This is a genomic window from Peterkaempfera bronchialis, from assembly GCF_003258605.2.
GTDB lineage: Bacteria > Actinomycetota > Actinomycetes > Streptomycetales > Streptomycetaceae > Peterkaempfera > Peterkaempfera bronchialis.
On the sequence record NZ_CP031264.1, the window covers coordinates 2,800,069 to 2,812,442 of the forward strand.

Sequence of the window (12,374 nt, forward strand, 5' to 3'; positions counted from 1 at the left end):
CCGGGCACCACCGGACACCGCCGTCAGCCGCGCCCGGGTGAGCGCAGCAGCGCCCGTTTCAGCGGCGGCCCCCAGCGCCGCTCCACCAAACGGTGCACCAGCCAGGCAAGCAGCAGCATCCCGGCAGCCGTCGCGGCAAGGGTGGCGTGGGCGGAGAGCCCCAGCCGCCGGTGCAGCACCTCGATGACCACCCAGCCGAGGTGCTCATGCACCAGGTAGAAGGGGTAGGTGAGGGCACCGGCGACGGTGAGCCAGCGCCAGTCCGCCCGGTCCAGCCACCCCAGCGCCACCACGGCCACCGCCAGGTACCCGGCGGTGATCACGGCGGTCACCACCCAGGCGGAGCGGTGGTGGAAGACCTCGGTGCCCGGCGGGCTGACCAGCCCCTGCACCGCCTGGTACTGGCCGAGGCCCCAGCTCATGGCGACGATCGCCCAGAGGGTGGGATTGCCGCCGAACCGGTGCACCAGGTAGAGCGCCAGCCCGCCGATGAAGAACGGCGCGTACTGGGGCATCACCACCAGGTCCACGGCGGGCAGCCGCATCCCGGCCGCCAGCACCGAGGCGACCAGCCAGACGGCGCAGAAGGCCACCGAGCGGCGGTAGGTCACGCCCTTCCACACCACCAGGGCGAAGAGCAGGTAGAAGCGGGCCTCCACCCAGAGCGTCCAGCACACCCCGAGCACCCGGCCGGACCCCATCGGCTGCTGCATCATCGTCAGATTGACCAGCACCTCCGGCAGCGGCAGCGGCTGGGCGACCACCGGCCGCAGTGCGAGCACGGCGGTGATCAGCAGGACGGCGAACCAGTACGCCGGGTAGAGCCGGGAGACCCGGGAGGCGAAGAACTCCTTGACGGTCCGGCCCCAGGAGGACATGCAGATCACAAAGCCGCTGATCACAAAGAAGACCTGCACCCCCAGGCAGCCGTAGGAGAAGGCGCCGTGCAGCGTGGGGAAGAGCGTTGCGGGCGACTGCCCCCATGCCTGCTGGACGGGGCCGCCGCGCCCGCCGTAGTGGTACGCGCAGACCATCAGCGCGGCCACCAGCCGCAGCCCGTCCAGCGCCCGCAGCCGCCCGCCCCGACGGGCGGGGCGGGCCGGGCGGGCCGGGCGGGCCGGGTCGGCCGGGCGGCCGATCGGGGTCGTCTGCGCCGGCAGGTCGCTGACCGTCGGTATCACGAGCGGTGACTCCTGACTGCTGCTGCTCATATGGAGCGCCGGTACGGGTGCGGGTAAGGAGCGGCCGGGCCGCCCTGGTCAGCGGCCCGGGTCCAGCCGGGTACGGGCGCCGCGCACCACCCGGCGCACCAGGGGGGACTTCCGCAGCAGCCGGGCACCGGCCGGCACCCCTCCGGCGAGGCCGCCGGGCAGCCCGCCGGGCAGGCCCAGCGCGGTCAGCCGGCGGCGCTTGAAGTAGCGGGCGGTGTCGGGGCCGTAGTGGCTGTGCAGCCACCCGGCGGCCTCGTCGGCGAGGTGCGGGTAGGCCTTGCCCTGCATGCAGTAGCCGACTGCGGTGACCAGCGGGGCCAGCCGGTCGTCGATGTCGGCCGGGTCCAGGGCGGGCGGTGCCACCGTGAAGCCCGGCGCCTCCAGGTCCGGCAGCAGCGCGTCCACCACGGTCACCGGGATGCGGTTGCTGTTCTCGTACGGGGCCAGGCGCTCCAGCAGCAGTCCGGTGCCGACCCGGGCCGCCGGGATGCCGTACAGGGCGGAGGCGGTGAGCAGCGCGGTGGAGAAGCAGCCGACCACCAGCGCCGGGCGCAGCCGCTCGAAGAGGGTCTCGGCGAGCACCGGGGCGTCCAGCACGCGCAGATCGACCCCGGCGTCGGCGGCGGCCTTCTCCATGGCGGAGGAGAGCGCGCTGGGGGCGCTGGGGTGGGGTTTGAAGACGATGTCGGTGATCCCGGCGGCGACCGCGCCGCGCACCATCCGGGCGTGCAGCTCCTCCTCCTCGGCGGCGCTGATCAGCCCCAGCGCGGAGAGGTACTGGCCGAGCAGCAGGGCGCAGCCGGGCTCCGCCGAGCCGTTGCCGTGGCCGTCGCCGTCGCCGTCGGGGTGCGATACGGCCCCGACGGCGGCCAGCACCCCGAGGAAGGCCCCGGTGTCCACCGGCTGCGGCGGCACGCCGTACTCGGAGAGCAGCAGCGGACGCAGCCCGGGCACCAGGTCCAGGTGGAGCAGCCGCCGGATGCGGCCGTGCAGCAGGTACGGCAGGGCGTTGCGGGTGGGGCCGTAGCTCATCAGGCCGTCGGCGTAGACATGCACCGGGCCCTCGTCGAAGATCGCGGTGATCGCGCGGGCCGGGTTGACCTGGATGGACTCCACGGCGAGTTCGATCCTGGCGTCGCCCAGCCCCCAGCTCTGCCGCAGCAGCCGTTGCAGGATGGGGACGTCCTCGGGCCGGGGCCGCCAGCCGCTGGGGTGGTACGGCTCGATCTCCTCGTTCCAGGAGCGGACCTCGTCGAAGCGGTCGCGCAGCGCGGCGAAGGAGTCGGTGCGGTCCAGCGGTACCGCGTGCTCCGGGACGGCGGCGTTGTTGCAGACCAGCAGGATGCGGCGGTGGTCGGACCGGGGGCCGAAGAGCCCGGTGTCCAGCGCCGCGCAGACGGTGGCCGCGCCGTACAGGGTGGAGGCGGCGAAGATCTGCACGGTGGCGGCGCCGGGACGGCCGGCGGGCTTGCTGCTCACGGCGGGGTGGTTCTCCTTCGGGAGGCCGGTGGCCGGAAAGACGGCGGCGGTCATCGGGCGACCACTGCGGTCAGGCCGCCGCGCAGCCGGCGGATCGTCGCGGCCCGGTCGGAGTCCATGGCGGCGACCGCCTCGTCCAGGTGGTCCTGCGGCAGCCGGCGCAGCGCGTCGGCGCAGAGCGTCCGCATGGTGCGGGCCACTCCCCGCTGGAGCCGGTCGGCGTTGCGCCGGTGGTGGACCATCACCGCCAGATAGGTGCGGACGGCCTTGGGCAGCAGCAGTTCCGCCTCCGGGTCCTCGGCCAGCTCCTTCAGCAGCCGGTCGAACGCCGGGACGAAGTCCAGTTGCCGGACGTCGCCGATCTGGGTGAGCGAGGTGGCCACCGCACGCCGGTAGAAGACGCCGCGCAGTCCGGTGACCGCATAGGTGCCGGCGTGCCGGTGCAGTCGCCATATCCACGGCCGGTCCTCGGCGGTGTGCAGGTCCTCGTCGAAGTGCAGCAGTCCGCCGTCCAGCAGCCGCCGGTGGTAGATCCCGGCCCAGGAGTAGGGGTAGTCGACCATGGTGCTGCGGTCTGCGGGCAGGATGCTCTCCCGGGGGCTCAGCACCTCGTCCCGGCGGGCCTCGGGCGCCCGGTGGATCTCCCGGCTGCTGCCGGTGCAGCGGACGTGGTCGGTGCGGACGAAGTCGCAGCCGAACCCCTCGATCGCGTCAAGCAGCCTCGGCAGATAGCCGGGGGCGAACCAGTCGTCGCCGTCCAGGAAGGTGAGGTAGCGTCCGCCGACCTCGGCCATGCCGGTGTTGCGAGTCGCGGAGATGCCCCGGTTGCGCTCGTGCCGGATCAGCCGCACACGCGGCCGGTCCCGGCCCCAGGACTCCAGCAGCTCAGAGGTGCCGTCCGTCGAGCCGTCGTCGACCAGGATGAACTCGAAATCGGACCGGGCATTGGCGGCCAGGCTGCGCAGTGCGTCGGGCGCATAGGCCCGCACATTGTAGAAGGGGACGACAACCGACAGCTTCACGTGTATTCGCTCCAGCAGGCCCGCGGACGCCTGCGCGTCGCGATCGGGTACGGATGATTCCGGGGATTCCCGAGGCGGTCGCGCGGCTGTGGCGGAATTCCCGCCCGCTCCCCTGCGGACCCGGTCCTTCGCGGACTCTACCTGCCGTCGCACACCAGGCGGAAGCCCCGTCCGGGGCGGGCTCCGACGCCACCTCCCGTTGGTCCGGAGTTCACCGGGGGACAGGTTTCCCCTCCCCTGCGATTCATCTTTTCCAGGTAATCGCACGGGCTTGTTCACCGATCGGTCACCCCGCATTTCATGGATCGTCTCCGCAATGCCCTTCGACTGCCATGGCGGGGTCCCTATGCTCACCGGGTCGAACAGAATCCGGAGCACTCAATGCGTATCGATGTCCTGGCCGATTCGGACACCCGCTGGAAATGGGGCGCCCTGCTGGCCGGACAGCTCTGCCCCGAGGGCGGCGCCGAGGTGCACGCACATCTGCTGCGCGGCCGGGCGACCCCGACCGGGCGTCAGCTGGCCGAGGTGGGCGTGGTGCCCGCCTCGCTGCGGGAGACCACCGTCGCCGACTTCCTCGCCGGGGCCGGGACCGGGACCGGGACCGAAGCCGCAGCGGGGGCCGGGGCCGAGACCGGGCCCGGTGAGGCCGATGTGGTGGTCCTCGCCCTGGTCGGCGGGGGTGTGCAGGCGCTGCTGCACGGACTGGCCCGCGCCTGGCACGGCCGCCCGCGCCGTCCGGTGCTGGTCACCGGGTATGTCGGCGTCGTCTACGAGAAGGTGGCGGACGGCCTGCTGCTGCGGGCCGGTGCCGATGTGGTGCTGGCCAACAGCGCCTTCGACGCGCGGCGGTTCCGCGACCTGTACGGGCCGCTGGGCATCGACACCGGCAGTGTGGTCCGCGCCGCGCTGCCGTTCCTCGCCGGGGACGTGGACCGCTACCGGCCGTCCGAGAACCGGCCGTTCACCGTCTGCTTCGCCGCCCAGCCCTCCGTACCGGAGCCGCGCGACGCCCGGCTGCACCTGCTGGAGCGCTGCGCCCGCCATGCCGAGCTGCACCCCGAGCGCCGGGTGCTGGTGAAGCTGCGCAGCCGCCCGGGTGAGCACACCACCCACCTGGAGGAGCACCCCTACCAGCGGCTGGTGGCCCGGCTGGGGCGTCCGCTGCCGGTCAACTGCGAGCTGGTGTACGGGAACATGGGCGACATCCTGGACCGCACCGACCTGCTGGTCACGGTGAGCTCCACGGCCGCGCTGGAGTCGCTGCGCCGGGGCATCCCCACGGCGGTGCTCCGCGACGCCGGGGTGCGCGAGTCGCTCGGCAACCACTACTTCACCGGCTCCGGCTGCATCGCCTCCTGGGACCAGCTGGACGCAGGCCATCTGCCCGCCGCCGACCCGGAGTGGCTGCGCGACCAGGGCGTGGACGACCCGGCGCCGTACGAGGGCCTGCGCAAGCGGGTCGCCGAGCTGCGCGGGCTGCCCGCACTGCCGCCGCCGACCCCCTACTACACGCCCGGGAACGCCCCCGCCTACCTGCCCGGCATCCTCGCCCGCTACGGCCTGGCATCCGACGGCACCCCGCTGCCCACCGCCGCCAGCACCGCCGGAGGCGCGGCGGGGCCGCGCCGGGCGGTCCGCCGGGTGCTGGCGCAGGGCGCGCGCGGCGCCTACCGGATGGGCGTGCAGCATGTCGCCCCGGCGATCCGCCGCTGGGGGCAGCTGTGACCATCCGCCACGCCGGACCCCCGCACTCCGGACCCCCGCACTCCGAGCCCATCCGCCCCCGACCCGCTGCGGAGCCCCCGACCATGACCCGACCCGTCCCCCGCGTCGTCGCCGTCGTCCCGGCCCGGGGCGGCTCCAAAGGCGTCCCCGGCAAGAACCTCGCCCCGGTGGGCGGCGTCCCGCTGGTCGTCCGCGCCATCCGGGCCTGCCTGGCCGCGCCCGGCGTCGACCTGGTGGCCGTCTCCACCGACGACGACGCCATCGCGGCGGCAGCGGTGGCGGCCGGCGCCGCCGTGGTCCGCCGCCCGGCGGCGCTCTCCGGCGACACCGCGTCCAGCGAGTCCGCGCTGCTGCACGCGCTGGACGAGCTGGCCGAGCGGCACGGCGGCCCGGCCGAGGTGGCGCTGATGGTGCAGTGCACCTCCCCGTTCCTCACCCCCGGCGAGATCGGCGCGCTGGTCGCCGCCGTGGTCGAACAGGGCGCCGACACCGCCTTCACCGCAGCGCCGTTCCACGGCTTCCTGTGGCGGGCCGAGCAGCCGTCCGAGCAGCCGTCCGGGCAGCCGTCCGAGCCGGGGCCCGGCCACCGCCCGTACGGCGCCGTCGGTGTCAACCACGACAGCCGGACCCGCCCGCGCCGCCAGGACCGGCCCGAGGACCTGCTGGAGACCGGAGCCGCGTACGCCATGCGCATCGACGGCTTCCGCGCGGCCGGGCACCGCTTCTTCGGGCGGGTCACCCCGGTCCGCACCGACCCGGCACGGGTGCTGGAGATCGACGAACCCGCCGACCTGGCGCGGGCCCGCGCCCTGGCCCCCGTGGTCGAACGCCCCGCGCCGCCCCCGCCCCCCATCCCGCCGTCCCCCATCCCGCCGTCCCCCATCCCGCCGTCCCCCACCCCGCCGCCCTCGCGGCACCGCACAGCCCCGTCGAAAGGAAACACCTCCCCATGGCCAGCAACCGCACCCGCACCCTCGGCGACCGCCAGGTGGGCCCGGGCCGACCCGTCTATGTGGTGGGCGAGATCGGGATCAACCACAACGGCGAGCTGGAGAACGCGCTGGCGCTGATCGACGCCGCCGCCGAGGCCGGCTGCGACGCCGTCAAGTTCCAGAAGCGCACCCCGGAGATCTGCACCCCCCGCGACCAGTGGGCGGTCGAGCGGGACACCCCCTGGGGCCGGATGACCTACATCGACTACCGGCACCGGGTGGAGTTCGGCGAGGCCGAGTACGCCGCCATCGACACCCACTGCCGCAAGCGCGGCATCGACTGGTTCGCCTCCCCCTGGGACGTGCCCTCCGTGGAGTTCCTGGAGAAGTTCGACCTGCCCGCCCACAAGGTCGCCTCGGCCTGTCTCACCGACGACGACCTGCTGCGGGCACTGCGGGCCACCGGCCGCACCGTGATCATGTCGACCGGGATGTCGACGCCCCGTCAGATACGCCACGCGGTGGAGGTGCTGGGCAGCGAGAACACCCTGCTCTGCCACACCACCAGCACCTACCCGGCGCCCGCCGAGGAGCTCAACCTGCGGATGCTGGACACCCTGGGCCGCGAGTACCCGAACATCCCGATCGGCTACTCCGGCCACGAGATCGGCCTTCAGACCACCCTCGCCGCAGTGGCGCTGGGCGCCGTCTTCGTGGAGCGCCACATCACCCTGGACCGCGCCATGTGGGGCTCGGACCAGGCCGCCTCGGTCGAGCCGCAGGGCCTCCAGCGGCTGGTCCGCGACATCCGGGTGATCGAGCAGGCGCTCGGCGACGGCGTGAAGAAGGTCTACGAGGGCGAGCTGGCCGCCATGAAGAAGCTGCGCCGCGTCCGGGGCGCCGCCGAGGAGGTCGTCCCCGCGTGACCCGCACCCTCGCCCTGGTCGAGAGCCCCGTCCAGCTGCTGAACGCGCTGGAGTGGGCGCACCGGTACGCACAGGGTCCCGGCCGGGGCGAGGGCGGCGGGCCGCCCGCCGCCGGGCTCCACGGGTTCTCGATCGCGGTCCTCCAGCCGCTGGACCCGGTGACCCGGGCCCAGTTGGCCGCCCTGGCGGCGCTGGCCGCCGCCGAGGGCGTCCGGGTGACCGCCTATGACCCGCGCGGCGGCGCGGGCGGCACCAGGACCCGCGCGCTGACAGGGCTGGCGGGGTTGACCGGGCTGGCGGGCCTGGCCGGGCTGGCGACCCGGGTGGCCCGCGCCCCCCGGCTGCTGCTGGGCGACGCCTTCTCCGGGCTGATCCAGGCCCTGCTGCCGCTCTCCCGCGCCGCCGAGCTGGTGGTGGTGGACGACGGCACGGCCACCCTGGAGCTGGCCGCGCTGCTGCGCGAGGGCCGACCACTGGTCCGCTGGCACCGGCAGGGCAGGCCGTCCGCCGCCGCGACCCGGGCCGCCCGGCGGCTGGGCCCCGACCCGCACCGCCGGCTGGAGCTGTTCAGCTCGCTCGCGGCCGACCCGCCGCCCGGCGCCCTGAGCACCGCCAACCAGTACGCGTGGACCCGGGAGCGCTTCGGGCCGCCCGAGGTGCTGCCCGGCGCCGACCTGCTGGGCAGCTCGCTGGTGGAGACCGGGGTCGTCACCCTGGACCGCTATCTGGACACGGTGACCGGGCTGGCCGCCGCCCACCAGGTCGGCCGCTACTTCGCGCACCGTCGCGAGCACCCCGACAAGCTGCGGCGAATAGCGGCCGCCACCGGCGCCGAGATCGTCCGCCCGCAGCTGCCGCTGGAGATCGAGGCCCGCCGGGGCCCGGTCGCCGGGACCCTGCTGAGCTTCCCCTCCACCGTGGTGCACACCCTGCCGCTGGTCCTCGAAGGCACCGGGGTGCGGATGAAGCTCTGCGCGGTGGACGCCGACTGGCTCACCCCGACCGCCTCCGCCCGCTCGCTGAGCTTCCTCACCGATGTCTCCACCTCCGCCCTCAGCCGCCACGGCCTTGAGCTGATCTCCCCGGTGACCGCCTGATGATCCCTGCCCCCACCGCCACCCGGCCCCCGACCACCCGGCAGCCCGGCGACCGGCAGCCCAGCGACCGGCAGCCGACCGCCCGGCAACTGGCCGACCGGTACGGGCTGGTCCGGCCCGGCGCCCGGCCCCCGCTCGGCGCCTATACGCGGCTGCTGTGGGGGCGGCGGCACTTTGTGCTGGCGTACACCCAGGCGCGGCTCTCCACCATGTACGCCGGCGCCCGGCTCGGCCAGCTGTGGAAGCTGCTCACCCCGATCCTCAACATCGCGGTCTACTACCTGGTCTTCGGCATCATGCTGAAGCAGCGGCAGCACACCGGCACCGGCAACTACATCTCGTTCCTCTGCGTCGGCATCTTCGTCTTCACCTACACCCGGGAGTCGGTCACCACCGGCGGGAAGTCGGTGTCCGACCGGCTGGAGCTGATCCGCGCCGTGCAGTTCCCGCGCGCCTGCCTGCCGCTGGCCGCGGTGCTGGTGCAGCTGGAGCAGCTGCTGATGTCGCTGCTGGTGGTCGGGGTGATCGTGCTGGCCACCGGCGAACCGCTCACCGTGCACTGGCTGCTGATCGCCCCCGCGCTGGCGCTCCAGACGCTCTTCAACACCGGGCTGGCGATGATCCTGGCCCGGGTGGTGGCGACCGTACGCGACCTGGGGGAGGTCGTCCCCTTTGTGATGCGCACCTGGATGTACACCTGCGGCGTGATGTACAGCATCGACGCCGTCACCCGGAATGCGCCCACGGCCGTCGCGGCGGCGCTGAAGCTCAACCCGGGCGCGGTCTACATCGAGCTGGTGCGCGGCGCGCTGCTGGCGAGCTACCCTCCGCTGCCCGTCTGGACCTGGGCGGTGGCGGGCGGCTGGGCGGTGGCCTCGGCGCTGGTGGGCTATGTCTGGTTCTGGCGGGCCGAGGACCGGTACGGGCGCGGCTGAAGCAGGGGTGTGACGCTCCGTCAGGAGCCTTCCGGCTTACGCTCGTACAGCCGGACCTCCAGCCCGTGCACGCGCACGGTCCCGGCCGCCCGGAAGAACTCCCGCAGCACCTGCTCCTTGTTGAGCGCGCCCCCCTCGCCGCTGCGGACCCGCAGATCGGTACGGCCGATGACCCAGAGGCGGTCGGCGGCGAGCATGGCGTTCCGGGTGCCCCGCTTGCTGCGCTCGGCACCGCGCAGATTGGCGGCCCGGACCGGCGTGCGCTCCAGGGCGACATCGTCGAGCCCCCGGAACGCCTCGGGGTAGCCGAGGGCGACCGCACGGTACTTCGACGGCAGGAAGAGCACCCCGTCACCGGGCCGGGCACGGTCCCGCACCAGCCTGGCGACGGCGGCCAGGTCGTCGGGGCGGGCCTGGACGGTCCGCAGCTCCCGCTGCTGCGGCAGCTGCGGCAGGACGGCGCCCAGCAGGACGGCCGCGCCCAGAACCCAGGGGCCCAGAACCCAGGGACCCAGAGCCCAGGGACCCAGAGCCCAGGAGGCGGGGCGCAGCCACCGCACCCGGGCCGCCGCCGCCCCGATCGCCGCCCCGATCCGGTCCAGGCCCGCCGCCGCCAGCAGCGGCACGCCCGGCAGCGCAAAGAGCACATAGCGCTCGTGGTACATCGGCTGCTGCTGGGACGCCAGCAGCAGCACCGCGGGCGGCAGCACGGCCAGCGGCGCCGCCACCGCCGCCAGGTGCAGCCGGCCCCGAGCGCGCCAGGGCGCCGCCGCCAGCCCCAGCGCCACCAGCACCCCGAAGATCCCCATCACCACGGCGGAGGGACCGGCGAAGAGCCTGACCAGTTCCCCGACCGTGCCCCAGTCGGGCCGCTCCAGCCAGCCGATCTGCTCCGACTGCCGCTGCGAGACCACCGCCAGCGGCGCCAGCACCACCCCGCAGACCGCCGCGCCGACCAGCCAGCGGCGCCACACCCGCCACTCGACCCGGCTCAGCAGCAGGGTGCCCGCATGCGCGACCAGGGCGAGCACCGCGAACTCATGCAGCAGCGCGGCGAAGGCCACCGACGCCGTGTACCCCCACCACCACCACCGCCCGCCGGTCTCCACCGCCCGCACCAGGCAGTAGCTGGCTAGCAGCACCACCGCGCAGACCAGGGCATAGGAGCGGCCCTCCTGCGCGTAGTACGTCACCAGCGGGACCGCCGCGAACATCAGCCCCGCGAAGAGCCCCACCCTCGGCCGCGCCAGCCGGGCGCCCAGCAGTGCGACCAGCCCCGCCGCCGCGCCCATCCCCAGCACCGAGGGCACCCGCATCCACACCTCGCCGCCGCCGAGGCGCATCCAGCCGTGCATCACCAGGTAGTAGACGGCATGCACGGCGTCCAGATGGCGCACCATGGCCAGGATCTGCGGCACCGTACGCTGCGAGACCTCGAAGGTGGCCTCCTCGTCCCGCCACATCGATCCCCGGTCCAGCCCCCAGAAGCCGACGGCCAGCATCACCACCGCCGGTACCAGTGCCACCCCCCGCCCCCGGCTCCGCGCCCCTGCCGGGCCGGATGCCTCGTGGGCGGTCCTGTCGAGAACAGCGGGTGACGTCATGGGCTTCCTGCGGTCTCAGGGGTCGGGCGGATCGCCCCCGATCCTAGGGAGGACCGAGCGCCGTCGCGGCCGGTCAGGGAGAACGCGTCCAGATCAGGGCCAGGTGGCCGCCGTAGACGGCCGAGAGCACGGCGCCGGTGCCGAGCAGCACGGCGGCGCGGCTCACGCGGGCGCGGGCGATGGCGCGGGCCACGGGCAGCAGCAGCGGGAAGACGGGGATCAGGAACCGGGCCTTCGCATGGAAGAAGCCGGCCCCGCCCAGCGTGATGACCAGCGCCGCGGCCGTGTAGGCGAGCAGCGGCAGCGGGACCCGGTCGAGGATGCAGAGCAGGAAGAGCACCACGGAGGAGATCAGGGTGCCCACGATCACCGCGATCACCAGCGCGGTGTTCGGGGACTTCGAGAAGAACTGGATCACATTGTCGACGGTGTAGACGCCGCCGTCGAAGGTGGACCCCCACTCCGACTGCACCAGGAAGTAGCCGTCCACCCGGTGCAGGCGCAGGCCGACCCAGACCACATAGGCGAGCCAGCCCAAGGGTGCGAGCACGACGGCCACCAGCGGCCGCCAGGGCGCCGGGGCGGGCTCCGCGTCGACCTCGCGACGTGTCCGCCAGTGCTGCCACAGGGCCACCAAGGCCGCCAGGGAGATCGCACCGGCCAGGGCTATGCCGGTCGGCCTGGTCAGTCCGGCGAGCACGCTCAGCAGGGCCGCCGCTATCCAGCGGCGGCGCAGCGCCATGGAGAGCGACCACGCGGCAAAGGCGGTGAAGACCGGCTCGGTGTACGCCATCGACTCGGTCAGCGCATGCGGCAGGACGCCCCACAGCACCGCCAGCACCACGCCGGTGCGCCGGTCGTGCAGCTGCCGGCCCACCTCGAAGATGCCCCACGCCGCCGCGAGCGAGAACGCCCAGGAGATCAGCAGGCCGGCGGTGGAGGCCGCGAGCGGGAGGAGGTGCGACGCCACCCAGACCATGGCCGGGTAGAGCGGGAAGAAGGCCAGGTTGCTCCGGGACACGCCCTGGGCACCGGGTGGCGGGATCGCGGCGTCGTACCCGTGCTGGACGATGCCGAGGTACCAGACCGAGTCCCAGCGGCGGCCCAGCAGCTCGCCCAGGTCCGCACCCCGGTTCTGGGCCCACCAGGCGAGTACCGCGATACCGATGATCCGTACCGACGCATAGCCGAGCAGTGCCGGGGCGGCGGCCCGCAGTGCCGTCTTCAGCCTGGACCCCTTGGCGTGGGGGCTCGGGGCCCGCCGCAGCCGGGAGGCGCCTCCCGGCTCGGCCTGGGGAAGGGCGGCAGCGGGAGGCGGGGAGGTTGCTTTCATTGGCTCACCCAAGGGCCTTGGAGACGGGCAGGACGCTGGGCGGTCCTGTCGAGAACGGCGGGCGACGTCATGGGGTTCCTGCGGTGTCAGGGTCGAGCGGATCGCCC

9 protein-coding genes and 1 pseudogene are annotated in these 12,374 nt (G+C 74.0%); 5 read left to right on the plus strand and 5 right to left on the minus strand.

Features of this window, described 5'->3' with window-relative positions; genetic code table 11:
- Positions 1-23: 23 nt before the first annotated feature.
- The 3 genes from C7M71_RS12315 to C7M71_RS12325 are packed head-to-tail and all read right to left on the minus strand — an operon-like array spanning position 24 to position 3,712.
- Entirely contained in the window at positions 24-1,211 is a 1,188-nt protein-coding gene (locus tag C7M71_RS12315; RefSeq protein ID WP_175607670.1) for an acyltransferase family protein, read from the minus strand.
- Positions 1,212-1,259: 48 nt separating this feature from the next.
- Positions 1,260-2,690, minus strand: coding sequence for a polysialyltransferase family glycosyltransferase (locus C7M71_RS12320; protein ID WP_407675891.1), 1,431 nt, complete (start codon positions 2,688-2,690; stop codon positions 1,260-1,262).
- Between the two features lie 50 nt (positions 2,691-2,740).
- On the minus strand, positions 2,741-3,712 hold the full coding sequence (locus C7M71_RS12325; protein ID WP_229758681.1) for a glycosyltransferase family 2 protein: 972 nt from the start codon (positions 3,710-3,712) through the stop codon (positions 2,741-2,743).
- Between the two features lie 381 nt (positions 3,713-4,093).
- On the opposite strand from C7M71_RS12325, the gene C7M71_RS12330 reads away from it, so the two are divergent.
- The 5 genes and pseudogenes from C7M71_RS12330 to C7M71_RS12350 all read left to right on the plus strand — a co-directional run bounded on the left by C7M71_RS12330 (position 4,094) and on the right by C7M71_RS12350 (position 9,330).
- Complete coding sequence (locus C7M71_RS12330; RefSeq protein WP_114914337.1) at positions 4,094-5,440, plus strand: DUF6716 putative glycosyltransferase; 1,347 nt, start codon at positions 4,094-4,096, stop codon at positions 5,438-5,440.
- Positions 5,441-5,523: 83 nt separating this feature from the next.
- Positions 5,524-6,282 (plus strand): annotated as a pseudogene (locus C7M71_RS12335) (acylneuraminate cytidylyltransferase family protein); the annotation flags it as partial.
- A gap of 107 nt (positions 6,283-6,389) precedes the next feature.
- Complete coding sequence (locus tag C7M71_RS31150) at positions 6,390-7,298, plus strand: N-acetylneuraminate synthase family protein (RefSeq protein ID WP_111494001.1); 909 nt, start codon at positions 6,390-6,392, stop codon at positions 7,296-7,298.
- A complete protein-coding gene (locus C7M71_RS12345; RefSeq protein WP_111494003.1) occupies positions 7,295-8,395 on the plus strand; it encodes a hypothetical protein in 1,101 nt (366 codons plus the stop codon). The genes C7M71_RS31150 and C7M71_RS12345 overlap by 4 nt, the downstream gene beginning before the upstream one ends.
- Entirely contained in the window at positions 8,395-9,330 is a 936-nt protein-coding gene (locus tag C7M71_RS12350) for an ABC transporter permease (protein ID WP_111494005.1), read from the plus strand. Before C7M71_RS12345 ends, C7M71_RS12350 begins: the two co-directional genes overlap by 1 nt.
- A 20-nt stretch (positions 9,331-9,350) precedes the next feature.
- On the opposite strand, the gene C7M71_RS12355 is transcribed toward C7M71_RS12350, so the two are convergent.
- The gene (locus C7M71_RS12355; protein WP_114914338.1) at positions 9,351-10,856 is read right to left on the minus strand and encodes a glycosyltransferase family 39 protein; all 1,506 of its coding nucleotides are present in this window, start codon (positions 10,854-10,856) and stop codon (positions 9,351-9,353) included.
- A 151-nt stretch (positions 10,857-11,007) separates the two neighbouring features.
- Complete coding sequence (locus C7M71_RS12360) at positions 11,008-12,267, minus strand: glycosyltransferase family protein (RefSeq protein ID WP_111494009.1); 1,260 nt, start codon at positions 12,265-12,267, stop codon at positions 11,008-11,010.
- Positions 12,268-12,374: the final 107 nt, after the last annotated feature.